This window comes from Clostridiales bacterium FE2011 (assembly GCA_017569305.1).
Taxonomy (GTDB): domain Bacteria; phylum Bacillota; class Clostridia; order Christensenellales; family Aristaeellaceae; genus Aristaeella.
Map to the genome: position 1 here is coordinate 1,165,617 of CP069418.1, position 14,589 is coordinate 1,180,205.

At 54.6% G+C, this 14,589-nt stretch carries 16 protein-coding genes and 1 riboswitch; of the genes, 11 read left to right on the top strand and 5 right to left on the bottom strand.

Features of this window, described 5'->3' with window-relative positions:
- Nucleotides 1–92: 92 nt before the first annotated feature.
- The 3 genes from JRC49_05565 to JRC49_05575 form a co-directional block, all read right to left on the bottom strand.
- On the bottom strand, nt 93–593 hold the full coding sequence (locus JRC49_05565; GenBank protein QTE72804.1) for a hypothetical protein: 501 nt from the start codon (nt 591–593) through the stop codon (nt 93–95).
- A gap of 196 nt (nt 594–789) precedes the next feature.
- Nucleotides 790–1,482, bottom strand: a complete 693-nt coding sequence (locus JRC49_05570) for an NAD(P)H-dependent oxidoreductase (GenBank protein ID QTE72284.1) — start codon at nt 1,480–1,482, stop codon at nt 790–792.
- A gap of 25 nt (nt 1,483–1,507) precedes the next feature.
- Nucleotides 1,508–2,128: a TetR/AcrR family transcriptional regulator gene (locus tag JRC49_05575; GenBank protein QTE72285.1), complete on the bottom strand. Its 621-nt coding sequence runs from the start codon at nt 2,126–2,128 to the stop codon at nt 1,508–1,510.
- Nucleotides 2,129–2,207: 79 nt separating this feature from the next.
- On the opposite strand from JRC49_05575, the gene JRC49_05580 reads away from it, so the two are divergent.
- Nucleotides 2,208–2,537: a carbohydrate ABC transporter permease gene (locus tag JRC49_05580; protein QTE72286.1), complete on the top strand. Its 330-nt coding sequence runs from the start codon at nt 2,208–2,210 to the stop codon at nt 2,535–2,537.
- A gap of 48 nt (nt 2,538–2,585) precedes the next feature.
- On the opposite strand, the gene JRC49_05585 is transcribed toward JRC49_05580, so the two are convergent.
- Both JRC49_05585 and JRC49_05590 read right to left on the bottom strand, forming a co-directional pair.
- Nucleotides 2,586–3,110: an isochorismatase family protein gene (locus tag JRC49_05585; GenBank protein ID QTE72287.1), complete on the bottom strand. Its 525-nt coding sequence runs from the start codon at nt 3,108–3,110 to the stop codon at nt 2,586–2,588.
- A gap of 21 nt (nt 3,111–3,131) precedes the next feature.
- A complete protein-coding gene (locus JRC49_05590) occupies nt 3,132–4,142 on the bottom strand; it encodes a tRNA-dihydrouridine synthase family protein (GenBank protein ID QTE72288.1) in 1,011 nt (336 codons plus the stop codon).
- Between the two features lie 149 nt (nt 4,143–4,291).
- Nucleotides 4,292–4,504, top strand: a riboswitch (cobalamin riboswitch).
- Nucleotides 4,505–4,666: 162 nt separating this feature from the next.
- Between JRC49_05590 and JRC49_05595 the strand changes: the two genes are divergently transcribed.
- The 10 genes from JRC49_05595 to cbiD all read left to right on the top strand — a co-directional run bounded on the left by JRC49_05595 (nt 4,667) and on the right by cbiD (nt 14,577).
- Nucleotides 4,667–5,812 (top strand): sirohydrochlorin cobaltochelatase, encoded by a 1,146-nt coding sequence (locus JRC49_05595; protein ID QTE72289.1) that lies wholly within the window; start codon nt 4,667–4,669, stop codon nt 5,810–5,812.
- An 88-nt stretch (nt 5,813–5,900) separates the two neighbouring features.
- The gene (locus JRC49_05600; protein QTE72290.1) at nt 5,901–6,380 is read left to right on the top strand and encodes a hypothetical protein; all 480 of its coding nucleotides are present in this window, start codon (nt 5,901–5,903) and stop codon (nt 6,378–6,380) included.
- Nucleotides 6,381–6,392: 12 nt separating this feature from the next.
- Complete coding sequence (locus tag JRC49_05605; protein ID QTE72291.1) at nt 6,393–7,796, top strand: ABC transporter substrate-binding protein; 1,404 nt, start codon at nt 6,393–6,395, stop codon at nt 7,794–7,796.
- Between the two features lie 10 nt (nt 7,797–7,806).
- Nucleotides 7,807–8,541: a precorrin-3B C(17)-methyltransferase gene (cobJ, locus tag JRC49_05610; GenBank protein ID QTE72292.1), complete on the top strand. Its 735-nt coding sequence runs from the start codon at nt 7,807–7,809 to the stop codon at nt 8,539–8,541.
- Nucleotides 8,538–9,569 carry an iron ABC transporter permease gene (locus JRC49_05615; protein QTE72293.1) on the top strand — a complete coding sequence of 344 codons (1,032 nt, stop codon included), beginning with the start codon at nt 8,538–8,540 and terminating at the stop codon, nt 9,567–9,569. Before cobJ ends, JRC49_05615 begins: the two co-directional genes overlap by 4 nt.
- Nucleotides 9,562–10,683 carry an ABC transporter ATP-binding protein gene (locus JRC49_05620; protein QTE72294.1) on the top strand — a complete coding sequence of 374 codons (1,122 nt, stop codon included), beginning with the start codon at nt 9,562–9,564 and terminating at the stop codon, nt 10,681–10,683. The genes JRC49_05615 and JRC49_05620 overlap by 8 nt, the downstream gene beginning before the upstream one ends.
- Complete coding sequence (gene cbiE / locus JRC49_05625) at nt 10,670–11,866, top strand: precorrin-6y C5,15-methyltransferase (decarboxylating) subunit CbiE (GenBank protein ID QTE72295.1); 1,197 nt, start codon at nt 10,670–10,672, stop codon at nt 11,864–11,866. The genes JRC49_05620 and cbiE overlap by 14 nt, the downstream gene beginning before the upstream one ends.
- Nucleotides 11,867–11,876: 10 nt before the next feature.
- Complete coding sequence (gene cobM, locus JRC49_05630) at nt 11,877–12,650, top strand: precorrin-4 C(11)-methyltransferase (protein QTE72296.1); 774 nt, start codon at nt 11,877–11,879, stop codon at nt 12,648–12,650.
- Nucleotides 12,647–13,531: a cobalt-precorrin 5A hydrolase gene (locus JRC49_05635; protein ID QTE72297.1), complete on the top strand. Its 885-nt coding sequence runs from the start codon at nt 12,647–12,649 to the stop codon at nt 13,529–13,531. Before cobM ends, JRC49_05635 begins: the two co-directional genes overlap by 4 nt.
- On the top strand, nt 13,531–14,577 hold the full coding sequence (cbiD, locus tag JRC49_05640; protein ID QTE72298.1) for a cobalamin biosynthesis protein CbiD: 1,047 nt from the start codon (nt 13,531–13,533) through the stop codon (nt 14,575–14,577). The genes JRC49_05635 and cbiD overlap by 1 nt, the downstream gene beginning before the upstream one ends.
- Nucleotides 14,578–14,589 lie beyond the last annotated feature (12 nt).

A 14,589-nucleotide genomic window follows, 5' to 3' on the forward strand; every position in this document is an offset into this window, starting at 1 on the left:
CATCGCATAGAAATAACGTCCGAAAATCATTCAAAATCCCGGGAACGCTTTGTTCCCGGGATCGTTTCATGCTTCAGTGCATCGCTTTTCCGTCATGTCTCACGGCTGCTGAAATGCCTCCAAGCAAGAACTCCGATCGGAATGAAGTAAAGACACCAGAACAGCAGCGCGATATAACCGCCGTTTCCGCTCCTGCCTTCCGCCATGGAAGTAAACATCCCGGTCATGGGCATGAAAAAGCAGCCTGGGAAAAAGATTCCGTGGGTCATAAGCAGCCGTTTCAGCCACCGGTCCGGTTTATTTTCCGCCTTCATAGCCAGGCCGATAAAGAAAGTGGAAAGCGCCATCATGCCGTAACCCAGCAGGTCATAGTTAAACAGCAGGCCGCCCCGCTGGTAATTCAAAATCCGGGATGCCTGGTCAGTCAGGATCTCTGTCCGGACCGTAGTGGTCTGTGCAAAGTAGACCAGCAGGATCAGCACGGCATAGACCCCTGCAAGGATCATACCGATATTGGCAGAAACCTTTGTCTTCTCCCCGCATTCATGATGCAGCCCTGCCGCCATCATCATATAGCCAATGGGCAGGAACATGCAGACAATATAGGAGCCGAAGATAAAATCGCAGAGAATGCATACCGCAAAAAGAAAAACAGTGACTGTTGTAATTGCCGCACCGGCCATGGATACTGTTCTGTTCATACTTGCCTCCCGTCAATCCGGCACAGCTGCCGGATATCCATAATTCATATAATCTGGTTTATTCGGTAAAGTCTCCGATATACAGTTTTTATCTCCAGGGCCGATCTTTGCTCAGCCAGCCGTTCTTCTCCCAATACGCTTTGTCTGGCTCGCCCGAGGCAAGATCCGCCTTCTGCAGCATTCGCATCAGCATGAATACGGCTTTTGTTTTTAAGCCTGCTTTAGCCGTCTTCTTCACCACGTTGTCCGCAATTCTGGCTGTCTGTTTTTCGATTTTTCTCTTTTTCTTTTCTTTGACCCCGTTCCAGTTCATCGCCTGGACGCTGATTCCGTATGTCCATACATGTGGAACACCCCAGTAGAACAAAACGTTTGCTACATACTTCACAGCTTTCTTCGCGCCGGTTCCCGCAGCCGTCGAAACAACGACGGCCTTTTTGCTGAACATACATTTTCTCGGTCTGTGCGACATCCAGTAATTGAATGTCAGGTCAATGAAACTCTTCATGGGGGCGGATTCCCTCAGGGCGTAGGTAGGCGTTGTAAATATCAGTACATCAGCGGTTTCAACCTCCGCCATAATCCTGTTCTTTTCCTCGTAAAACGGGCATTTTTCCACTTCTTCCACGCATGCGTAACAACCGGTACAGAAATGATTCAGATCCCGGGGAAGAAAAAACTCCGCCGGATTCTCCCCGCCGCTGATTTTTTCCGCGATCATCCTGCCAATATGGTAAGTGCTGCCTTTATGGTTCTGGCCGTGGATCAGGACAATTTTCATAATGCTTTTCTCCCCTGTTTTTCGGTTAATCTGTTTTTCTTCCATACAGCCTGTTGAACTGGCGGATATGCTTTTCAAGGATTCCGACTGCGCTTTCTGCCCGGTCAGGATCACGGTCACAGGCTGTAAGCAGCATATAAATAGGTGCGTAAAAATGCAGCGTCATGATTTCCACATCTTCCGTGTGAAGGACGCCCTCCTGGACCATCAGCCCCAGGAGCATGCCCTGGTATGACAGGGGATCATCCACATAATGCTTCATATAGGCTTCCGAAAGCTCTTTATCGTGATATGCTGCCATCGTAAGCATCTTCCGGAATTTCCTGGCATAGTCGTCGTAAAGAAAATAATGAAACAGATCCTTTCCGAGCTGAATCAGTTGCTCTTCGGAAAGGCCTTTATAGATCGCCGCGTCCTGTGCAGCGTCATCGCCCTGGATATGAAGGGCACCGGCTTGTTTCAGGAACTTGCTGTTCATTTCCCTGATGAGCGCGTCAAATATGGCCTGTTTGCTCTCATAATGTTTGTACAGCGACGGGGCTTTGATTCCGACCCGCTCTGCAATTTCGCTGACAAACACATTGGCATAACCCTTCTCAGAAAAAAGTGTCAGCGCCTCATCCAGGATCCTGCTTTTGGTATCCATAAATCCTCCTTCAGTTTAGGCTAATTCGAATTAGCCAGATTATAGGCTAATTTGAATTAGCTGTCAAGTCCCGTTCGAAATGGAGGAAGCAGCCAGAATTGACGGATGCAACAAATACAATATGTTCTTCCGGATAATCCTGCCCCTTTCAAAAGCCGGATTGTCCACCCTGGCAATCTATAATGCGGTCGGCATGTGGAATGAATTTGCTTTTGCGAACACCTTCCTGAATGATATCCGTGTGAAAACCCTTCCCCTGGCGCTTGGTGCTTTCAAGGGAGAACATTCCCAGGATACGCCGCTGATCCTGACAGTGCTGACACTGTCGGCCCTGCCTACCGTTGTGATGTTCATCATCTTCCAGGACAAGCTGGTCAAAGGCATGATGGCCGGTGCTGTCAAAGGATAACCTGTTTTACAATGAAAACCCCGGATCCATCAGGATCCGAGGTTTTGTTCACTTTTTGATCATTCCGATCGCTTCATCAAAGGATACACATTCCGCAAACCGTCCCGGCCACATAAACTCGTTGTAGTACCGGCAGGTGTTTTCTCCGCTCATGTAGTCATTTCCAAAGGTGGAGTTGGTTCCTTCGGGAATGATCACCCGGTATCCTCTTTCAAAAGCGGATTTCACCGTAGCGTCAATGCAGAAGTTCGTCTGCAGGCCGATGATCATCAGGCGATTGTCTTTCTGCTGCTCCATATATTCTGCGAATTCCTTGTTCCCGAAGCAGCTGTTGATTGTCTTGATAAAGACCTTCTCTCCCTTTTCCGGGGTGACCTGCCCGGCGATTTCAAAGGCTTCGTCTCCGATGGAGAAACCGGTTCCGGGGCCGTCGTCATGCTGGAAATAAACCACCTCAGTCCCGTTTTCCCTGGCGGCTTTAATCAGCCGTGTTGTCCTGTCAATAAAGGTGTTAAAGGCATACAGCCTCTCATCGGTTATGCCCTTCTGAACGTCAACCACCAGTACAATCATCGTTTTCTTCTCTCCTGTAAATCACTCTTCATCCAGCATCGCCCGGATGCATCCGTCGATGTCCCTGGCCCGTTTTAACAGGCGTTTGCGCCGGATATCGCCCTCGCTCGGCCACTCCATCAACTTTTTGATTCTCCCCAATGCTGTCACCGGATCGAATCTTTGTTCCCAGCCTTCATAAAGAGCGGCATACCAGGCGGCCAGTTCATCTTTGCTTGCTTCCGCCCCGCCCCGCAGCTGCCGGGCCAGGGCCGGATTAGCCAGCAAACCGCGGCCGATCATCACAGCCTCCGTTTCCGGACAGCGTGCCTGCAAAGCTGACACGTCCTCCGTCGTCCGCAGGCTTCCGTTATAGACAGGATGGGAAACTCCTTTCCGCACTGCTTCCTCGAATGCTTCAGGATGAAGTGCCTCCGTATACAGTTCCTTCATCGTCCGCACATGGATCGTCACATGGTCAAACGGATACTTCGCCAGGATATCCAGGATCCGCCCCCATTCCTCCGGCTGTTCATATCCGATCCGGGTCTTGACGGACAATCCTGTCGGAAGCGTTTTAGAAAACACACTGTCCAGGAATGATTCCAGGGAAGCCGGATCCCGCAGCATCCCGCTTCCCCTTCCCCGTTTTGTCACCGTTGCGGACGGGCATCCCAGGTTCAGGTCCGCGCAGGAATATCCAAGTCCTTTGACGTATTCCAGCCAGGCCAGCAGCTGTTCCGGATCCCTCGTCAGTGCCTGGGGCAGCACATTCAATCCTTTGTTTTCCTCCGGATCAATGTCCCTTTTCTCCCGTGTCAGCAGCGACATGGTTTGTGTCAGTTTGTGAAAGGGCAGGCAGTATACATCCACGCCCCCGAACATCTTCTGATGAACGGAGCGCAGGATCCCGTCTGTCATTCCCTCCATGGGTGCAAAATAGATCTTCATTTCCATTCCTGTTCTGTTACGCATTCTCATCTGTGAACGGCCGTTAATTCGTCCGCTGATATAGTACCACAGGACGATGTTGAATTCAGCATTTTCTCTCATGAAATAAACAGTAGAATACTCCTGCCCGGAAAAATAAGCATCCGTGTCTTTCCGGCAATGGCATAAACTTTCATCCGGTACAAAACTTGTTGCAAAACGTGCAATAATGTATATGTTTCCTTATCTGTATTGTGTTATAATAAACTGAAAAATGAATATGCAGACACGGTGTCAGAAGCTTCATTTCCATGAAGGGTTCTGGTGAAAAGGGAATCCGGTGAAAAGCCGGAGCAACAGCCATTACTGTATTGGATGAGCGATGGGTACAAATGCCATTGGGCCGGCTCCCGAGAAGGCGTATCCGTCTGGTCGATCAGGCCGCATCCACAGCCAGGAGACCTGCCGTATCTGTCAATGACGCAGAATTCTTGGGCAAGGGAGAATGATGGTCGCATTGAACCGGGAGGAGTTCTCTCCGGACTGGTTTTGTTTGTATATGCGCGTCTCTCTTCTGATCGGAAGGAGGCGCGTTTTCAGATGATGCATATCATTTTCAGAAAACAATAATACTGGAGGGTCATACTATGAAGAAGATGCTCGCAATCCTGACCGCACTGATGATGCTCTGCACGGCAGCCGCCGCCTTCGCGGAAGATGCCGACAAGGCCGCTGCTGACAACGCTGCTGCCCTGATCGATGCCATTTACGTACAGGAATGGACCGAGGAAACCGATGCCCAGATCCAGGCCGCCAGGGAAGCCTGGGACGCACTGACCGATGCTCAGAAAGAACTGGTGGAAGGTGAAGAAGCCGATCCCGATTATTTCGGCCGTGATACAGGCGACGCCTCCCTGGACAACCCGCTGAACACTGATGAAATCGGTGAGAAGGAGCTGCTCGTTGTCAGCTTCGGAACCTCCTTCAACGACAGCCGCGCCAAGGATATCGGCGCCATCGAAAAAGCGCTTCAGGAAGCGAATCCCGACTGGTCCGTGCGCCGCGCTTTCACTGCCCAGATTATTATCAACCACGTCCAGGCCAGGGATGGCGAGAAAATCGATAACGTCCTGCAGGCTCTGGATCGTGCTGTTGCCAACGGTGTTAAAACCCTGGTCATCCAGCCCACCCACCTGATGCACGGCGCTGAATACGACGAACTGATGGAAACTGTGGAACAGTATCAGGATAAATTCGAATCCATCGCTGTAGCCGAACCGCTGCTGGGCGAAGTTGGCGCCGACGCTTCCGTGATCAACGCTGACAAGGAAGCGGTTGCCAAGGCTGTCACCGCCGCTGCCGTGGCAGATGCCGGCTTTGACAGTGCGGATGCCGCCGCTGCTGAAGGCGTTGCTTTCGTCTTCATGGGCCACGGCACTTCCCACACCGCAAAGATCAGCTACAGCCAGATGCAGACCCAGATGGATCAGCTGGGCTATGCCAACGTCTTTATCGGTACTGTTGAAGGCGAGCCGGAAGAAACCGCCTGCGAAGCCGTGATTGAAGCGCTGAAGGAAGCCGGTTATACCAAGGTTATCCTGCGGCCCCTCATGGTTGTTGCCGGCGATCACGCCAACAACGACATGGCCGGTGAGGACGAGGACAGCTGGCTGAGCCTGTTCACTGCCGCCGATGCCTTTGAAGCCATCGACTGCCAGATCGCAGGCCTGGGCCGGATTCCTGCCATCCAGGATCTGTATGTTGCCCATACCGCCGCTGTAATCAACAAGTAAAATCCATGCCGGTTCAGTCTCCCGGCAACCGCCCGGGAGACTGAACCTTTTTTCAATCATCCTGCACCTGTAAAGGAGGCGGAAAGCGATGAAGCATCCTGCCCTGTCCCTGGTACTCTCTGTCCTGCTGATCATTTTTTCTGTGTCCAGCTGTTTTGCCGAAGCACAACAGGCCGAAGCCGCATTGCCTGACGGCGTCTATTCTGTTCTTTTCTCCACCGATTCCAGCATGTTCCGGGTCAATGAAACCTGTAACGGCCGGGGTACGCTGACCGTCGAGAACGGCACAATGACGCTTCACATTACCCTGATCTCCAAAAAAATCCTGAATCTGTTCCCGGGCCTGGCCAAGGATGCGCGTGAAGAAGGCGCTGTCCTGCTGGAGCCCACACTGGATCAGGTCACCTATCCGGACGGCATCACGGAGGAAGTCTTCGGCTTTGATGTACCGGTTCCCGTGCTGGAGGAAGAATTTGACCTCGCCCTGATCGGCACCAAGGGAAAATGGTATGATCACAAGGTTATCGTCAGTGATCCTCTCCCCATCGAAGAAGACGACAAGGAATAAGACAGAAAAGATATGCTGAAAAAAATACTGATCCCGTTGCTGATCCTGCTTATCTGCGTTTCGGCAGCCTCTGCGGGGGAACTGTATACCCCGGATGATTTCACCTTCACCGGCGGAACCGGCAGGGTTACTATCACCTGTCCGGACATCCGGGTATCTGGGGAAGAAATTCTTGCGACAGTGGTATTCAGCAGTCCCCACTATGAGTATGTCAAAGTGGGCGATGAAACCTATCCCACTGTCTGTGATGACAGCACTTCCACCGCCGTGATTCCCGCACCTGTCAACCGGTCCTTTGACATCCTGGCGTGCACAACGGCCATGAGCACGCCGCACGAGATCAGCTATACCCTTTACATCCGTGTCAATGCCCTGGCGGATCAGGTTGTTCCCGGGCTCGAATGGGAATCTGACCTGCCTCTGCAGTATGCGGAAGGCTTTACTGTCAGCCGGTTCCGTGGCGGTTATTCCCTGATCGATGTCCGGGATGGCGGGAAATACCTTGTGGTTCCCCGGGAAATGACTGTTCCGGAAGGGCTGGATCCGTCCGTTACCGTGCTGGATCAAAAGCCGGAAAACATCTACCTTGCCGCCACCTCGGCCATGTCCCTGTTTGACGCGCTGGATGCGCTGGATCTCATCCGGTTCTCCAGTCTCCGGCAGGAAAGCTGGTTTGTTCCGCATGCGGCTGAAGCCATGGCGGCCGGAAAGATCCTCTTTGCCGGAAAATATGACACGCCGGATTATGAAATGCTGGTCAAGGAAGACTGCGGCCTGGCCATTGAATCCACCATGATCAGCCATGCGCCGAAGGTCATGGAGCTGCTGGAAATGCTTGGCATTCCGGTTTTTGTGGATCGTTCCAGCTACGAATCCCATCCGCTGGGAAGAACGGAATGGATTAAGCTGTACGGTGTACTGACGGGCAGGGAAAAAGAGGCGGAAGCATATTTTGCCGAACAGGTGGAAGCGCTTCAGGAGTATCAGGATACCGGCCTGAGCGTCGCTTTCTTTTATATCAACGTCCATGGTGAAGCCGTCGTCCGCTCCCCTGCGGACTATATTCCCCGCATGATCGCTCTTGCAGGTGGAAACTATGCCATGGCAGATATGAAGGCGGTTGAACAGGGTCATGCGTCTGTCTCCGTCAGCATGGAGGATTTCTACGCAATGGCCGGAGACGCGGATTTCCTGATCTATAACGCGGATATCAGCGAACCCGTCCGCTCTGTCGATGAGTTGATTGCTCTCAATGATCTCCTGGCTGGTTTCAAAGCCGTCAAAGAGGGAAACGTCTGGTGTGCCGGCAAAGAACTGTATCAGGCAACAGACCATGTAGGAGCATTTATCACCGATGTGCACAGGATGCTTACCGGAGAAAGCGGAGAGATGGTCTTCCTGACGCCGGTTCAATAAGGAGTAGTCAATGGGCGAATTGTATGTGGTTGGAATCGGGCCGGGTGCGGCGGATGAAATGACGCTGCGTGCGGCAGAAACACTCCGCCATGCGGAAGTAATTGCGGGTTATCAGGGATATATTGACCTGATCCGCCCGCTTTTTCCTGACAAAGAGTTCATCTCCACACCCATGCGTGGTGAAACAGAGCGGTGCCGCCTGCTGATTGCTGAAGCACTGGGCGGAAAGCGTGCCGCCATGGTCTGCAGCGGCGATGCGGGTGTATATGGCATGGCCGGACTTCTGTGCGAACTGGCGGAAGGATCCGGACTTGAAATCAACGTCGTTCCGGGTGTCACCGCCGCGCTGAGCGGCGCCGCGCTCCTCGGCGCACCCCTGGGGCATGATTTCGCGGTCATCAGCCTTTCCGACCTGCTGACGCCTTGGGAAACAATTGAAAAGCGGCTGGATCATGCCGCTGCGGGAGATCTGTGCATTGCCCTGTATAATCCGGCAAGCATGAAACGCAAGGATCACCTGAGCAGGGCCTGTAAAATCATTCTCCGCCACGCTTCGCCGGAAACAGTCTGTGGTGCGGCCCGGAATATTGCCCGTCCGGAAGAATCCTTTTGCCTCATGACCCTGAAAGAGCTTCAGGATTATCAGGCGGATATGTTTACCACAGTTTTTATCGGCAACAGCCAGACCCGTGTCATCGACGGCAGGATGGTAACTCCCAGGGGATATACGGAAAGGAATAAATGATGCGGAAAAAACAGACGCTGCGTTTCGGGATCATTTTTGCGCTGCTCGTGGTGACCTTTGTCATCATGGGTGCGCTGAATGCCTGCACCGGCAGTATCGCAATCGCCCCGAAAGAAGTCCTCCGAATTCTTTTTGCGGGCAGCGGCGAAGGCAGCAAGGCAGCTGACGTAATCTGGAAGATTCGTCTGCCCCGCCTGCTGGCAGCTGCGCTGCTGGGCGGTGCCCTCAGCGTATCCGGTTTCCTGCTCCAGAGCTTCTTCCGCAATCCCATTGCAGGTCCCTATGTGCTGGGTATCTCAAACGGCGCAAAAATGCTGGTCGGAGCAGTCATGGTATTCGTCATCCGGGCTTCGACGGACGCTCCTTACTGGACCATCATGGCGGCTTCTTTCCTGGGATCCCTGATCGTCACCGGCTTCGTGCTCCTTTTTGCCGGCCGCGTCCGTTCCATGGCAGCCCTGCTGATCACCGGTATCATGATCGGCAGCATCTGCACCGCGGTAACCAATTTCCTGGTCACCTTCGCGGATGAAGCCGGCATCGCCAATCTCCATTCCTGGAGCCAGGGCAGCTTCTCCGCCGTTTCCTGGCGGAACCTGGGGTTTTCGTCTGTTGTCATTTTCCTGTGCGTTGCAGGTGCTGTTTTCCTTTCCAAACCGATGACAGCCTACCAGCTGGGAGAAAACTACGCGCGCAGCATGGGAGTCAATATCCGTGCCTTCAGGATTGCCCTGATTGCTCTTTCCAGTCTGCTTTCCGCAGTGGTCACCGCCCTGGCAGGCCCCATCTCCTTTGTCGGCGTGGCTGTTCCCCATATCACGCGCCTGCTCTTCGGCACCTCCAAACCTGCGGTCATCATTCCCGGATCCTTCCTCTTCGGAAGCGTATTCTGCATGGGATGCGATCTGATTGCCCGTACAGCGTTTTCACCTTCTGAACTGCAGATCAGCACAGTCACAGCTGTGTTCGGAGCACCGGTTGTTATCGCGCTGATGCTGAACCGGCAAAGGGGGAAAGAAAATGGCTGATCATTATGCATTCAGTGCCAGGGCGCTGACGGTTGGTTACCAGGGACAGCCGCTGATCCGGGATATCTCTTTTGATCTTCCGGCAGGTTCTGTTCTCACGCTGATCGGACCCAACGGTGCCGGAAAATCAACCATTCTGAAAACTGTTGCCGCACAGCTTGCCGCAATCGCGGGTACCGTCATAATCGACGGACAGCCGATGTCCCGCTATTCCCACAACCGCCTGGCTGAAAAGCTCTCGGTTCTTCTGACAGACCGCGTTCGTCCGGAAATGATGACCTGCTTTGAAGTAGCCGCCATGGGTCGCTACCCCTACACCGGACAATTCGGCCGCCTGTCCGAAGCAGACCGGGAAATCGTGCATCAGATGCTGGCAAAGCTGCAGGTGGACGCCATTGCCGATCGGGATTTCTCCCGGATCAGTGATGGTCAGCGCCAGCGGGTGCTGATGGCTCGGGCCCTCTGTCAGGAACCGGAAATCCTGGTGCTGGACGAGCCTACCTCTTTCCTGGATATCCGCCATAAAATTGACCTGCTGGATATTCTGCTGGAAGTTTCCCGTGAGAAGAATGTCACGGTGCTCCTGTCCATGCATGAAATCGATCTGGCGGAAAAAATCTCCGATTATGTGATGGGTGTCAAGGGCGACACCGTCTGGAAATACGGCAAACCAGAAGAATTATTCCGGGATGAAGTCATAGCTGATCTGTATAACCTGGACCGGGGCAGCTATCTGACCGGCCGCGGCAGTCTGGAACTGAAGAAGCCGGAAGGCAATCCCCGCGTCTTTGTCATGGGCGGCGGGGGCTTTGGTATTCCGCATTACCGGAAACTCCAGAAGAAAGGTATTCCCTTTGCCGCAGGTATCCTCTTCGGGCATGACCGGGAGACAGATGTTGCTTGCGCGCTGGCCCGGGATACTGTCATCGTTCCCGGTTTCGGAGAAATGACTTCAGAACATTTCGAAACCGCCCGACAGCTTTTGGTGAACTGCGGCGTCCTGTTGGATGCAGGTACGCCGGAAGGTTCGCTGAACCGGATGAATACGGAACTGATCTCTTTTGCCAAATCACAGGGATTGAAGATCGTGAGGGATGCTGATGAACTGGATTGATGTGGTAAGCGCAGGCCCGGGAAGTGAGGATTTCCTGACTGTACAGGCCCGCAGGACGCTGGATGAGGCTGACGCCGTCTTTTGTGCGGAACGGACCCAAAACCTGGTTCGTAACCCGGCGGTATGCCGTCCCCTGACTCCTTTTTCCAAAGCGCTGGAAGACATGGAAGCCCTTCGTGAGGAAGGACTTCGCATAGCTGTTCTGCTGTCGGGAGACGCCGGTCTGTACAGCATGCTTCCCATCCTGACGGAGCGCTTTGGCCGGGAAGCGCTGCGTGTCCTCCCGGGCGTCAGCAGCCTCCAGGCCTTCTGTGCAAAACTCGGTATTCCCTGGCAGCAGGCCCGGATCCTCTCCGCTCACGGAAAGCAGCTGACCCCATCCGCACTGTGTCATACTGTCCGTACCAGCCGGATGACGCTGCTGCTTCTGGATGCGGAGCATAACCCTTGCTGGATCAGGCAGTCACTGTGTGACGGCGGCCTGGAAAATGCCGATATAACAGTTGGGGAAAGGATCTCCTATCCGGATGAATGCATCGGTCCCTGGGAAGACCGGGAATACGATTCTCTTTCCGTTGCCCTGATCGAAAACAACGATGCAGGATGGGCTCCCCGCGCTTTTGCGCTGCCGGATGACGCGTTTATACGCGGAAAAACGCCCATGACTAAAAAAGAAATCCGCGCCCAGATTGCCGCGGAACTGGATCTTACTCCGGATGCGGTTGTCTGGGATATCGGTTCCGGAACAGGAAGCGTCACCGTGGAGTGTGCGCTTCAGTGTCCTTTCGGTCGGGTTTTCGCTGTGGAACGTGATCCGGATGCCTTGAAACTGACAGAAGAAAACATCCGGCATTTCCATCTCCAAAATGCGGAGATTGTCGCGGGCAGTGCTCCGGAAGCGCTGAAGAACCTGCCGGCGCCCACCCATGTTTTCCTGGGCGGCACCGGCGGACATGCAGCTGAAATTCTTTCCCTGCTTGAGAAGCTGGATACTCCGGTACGGCTGTGCGGAACAGCCGTGACGCTGGAGAGCGTCCGGGAGTTCTTTGATCTTCTCCGGGAAAAGAAGAACTTCTCTGCGGTTCAGATTGCTGTTTCCCGCGCGGAGTTGTTGGGCGATTACCATATGCTTCGCGCACAAAATCCTGTTTTTGTTTTCTCCGCAGATCTTTGCGGGGAATAAAAGGAGAAATATGATTTATTTTATCGGCGCGGGTCCCGGTGCGGCGGACCTGATCACCCTGCGGGGTATGCGGCTTTTGCAGAAGGCAAGTCTGGTCATTTATGCCGGTTCCCTCGTAAATCCGGAGCTCCTTGATTACTGCCCCGGGAACTGTGAGAAGCTGAACAGCGCTACCATGACGCTGGAGCAGGTGATTTCCGCGATCAAAGCCCATCGGGATGATGATACCGTCGTCCGGCTTCACACCGGTGATCCTTCCTTTTATGGTGCTGTCCGCGAACAGATGGATCTGCTGGACCAGGAAGGTCTGTCCTATGAAGTCGTCCCCGGTGTCAGCTCCCTGAACGCGGCCGCAGCCGCGCTGAAAAGTGAACTGACCCTTCCGGGCGTCAGCCAGACAGTCATCGTCAGCCGGCGGGCGGGCAGGACCGCGGTTCCGGAGCAGGAAAATGTTCCTGCGCTTGCAGCCCATCAGGCAACCATGGCCTTTTTCCTCAGCGTTGGTATGCTGAGGGAGCTCTGTGCGGAACTGATTACCGGCGGATATGCGCCTGACACCCCTGCTGCCGTTGTTTACAAGGCCTCCTGGCCGGATCAGGAGATAGTCCACGGCACCCTGTCTGACTTGCCGGACAAAGCTGCCCATATACGGAAAACAGCACTCGTACTGGTCGGCCGGTTCCTGGAAGGCACCGTGGAACGCTCGAAGCTGTATGATCCTTCCTTTTCACATGAGTACCGCAAAAGTGAATCTCCAAATACGGAGGATGCATCCAGACCATGATCATTCACGCAATTGCCTTTACAGACCGGGGCCAGTCCTGGCAGCAGCAGCTCGGATTCCCCGTGGATCGGGGAATCCCGGTCATGGAGTGGGCCCGGAAGTATTTTGACGATTCTGATGCGCTGCTGTTTATCGGCGCGTGTGGAATCGCCGTACGCGCGGTCGCGCCGCTGCTCCGGGACAAGACCACCGATCCGGCTGTCCTTGTCATGGATGAAGCCGGAAAACATGTGATTTCCCTCCTTTCGGGACATATCGGCGGTGCCAATATGCTCGCCGGGGAAATCGCCCTGAAAACGGGAGCCGTGCCTGTCATCACCACAGCCACAGACCTGCGGGGCATAACTGCGGCGGATACCTGGGCTGTGGAGCATGACTGTGCCATTGAGAATCCGGAAGCGATCAAATCCGTTTCCTCCGCTATGCTGGCTGGCCACGCTGTCGGCGTGGCGATTACCGAAAGGCAGATCGATCCGCCCTTCCCTGTCACGCTCTGGCTCCGTCCCCGGACGCTCGTGCTCGGTGCCGGCTGCCGGAGGGATATCGATCCGGATGCCTTTGAGGAGAAAGTTCTGAGCTTCCTGAAGGAAAACAGCGTATCCCTGCTCGCCCTCCGGGCTGTCGCCACCATTGATCTCAAGCAGCATGAACCGGCATTGGTGCGTTTCTGCAGCAGGTACAGTCTTCCCCTTCAGGTTTATTCCGCGGATGAGCTTCGCGCGGTTCCGGGTATCTTTGCTCATTCGGACTTTGTGGAAAAAACCACCGGAGTGGATAATGTGTGTGAACGCGCCGCTGTGCTGGCCGGCGGCAGCCTGCTGGTCGGCAAAACAGCCGCGGAAGGAATCACCCTGGCCCTGGCCGGAACGAGGGAAATCTGATGAAGCAGTTACGAGAAGGGTTTACCACCGGAAGCTGTGCCGCCGCCTGCGCACTGGCCTCCTGCCTCTGGCAGAAGGAAGGCGAGTGCCCCGCCTGTGTTTCGATCATCGTACCGGAAGGACGGAAGTACAGGGCGGAAATCCGTCCCCTCTCTCCGTACCGCTGTGCTGTGATCAAGGATGCGGGAGACGATCCTGATATCACCGGCGGATGCGAGGTCTGGGCTGAGGTTGCTGTCGGGAATACGCCGGGAGAAATCAACTTCCGTGCCGGCGAAGGGGTCGGCGTCATCACTCTTCCGGGCTTGAAGCTGCCCATCGGTGAAGCTGCCATCAACCCGGTTCCCCGGGAAATGATCCGGAATGCCGTACGCTCTGTCTGGCCGGATCTGGCGGCAGAAGTGACCGTAGGCATTACCGGCGGAGAGGAAATGGCCCGGAAGACCTTCAATCCCCGCCTGGGTATTGAAGGCGGCCTGTCCATCCTGGGTACCACCGGTATCGTCCGTCCCATGAGCGAGGAATCCCTGGTGGAAACCATCCGGCTAGAGCTGCAGTTCCGCAGGACCTCCGGCCTTGATGAGATCACGCTTGTATTCGGCAGCCAGGGTGAGAAAGCCATGCAGGCGCTGCAGCCGGAAAGCACCTGTGTCCAGATCAGCAACTTTGTCGGCGACGCGCTGGATTGTGCTGCAGAGCTGGGTTTCCGCCGTGTCCTGCTGGCCGGGCAGCCCGGAAAACTGGTAAAGGTTTCAGGCGGAAGCATGCAGACTCACAGCCGTTACGGAGACGGACGGCGGGAAACACTCTGCGCGCATCTCGCGCTCCTTGATGCGCCGATAGATCTGCTTCGTACCGTAATGAACAGCGTCACCCTGGACGGGCTGATTCCCGTCATCCGTGAAGCCGGATATGAAAGTGTATGGAATAACCTGTGCCGCAGCGCGTCCCGTTACGCCTCTGCCCGCACCGGCAATGCTCTCCGGGTGGATACCATGATGCTGGACGGACAGGGACACAGGATCGGAGGCTATACAGATGAATGAAACAGATTACGG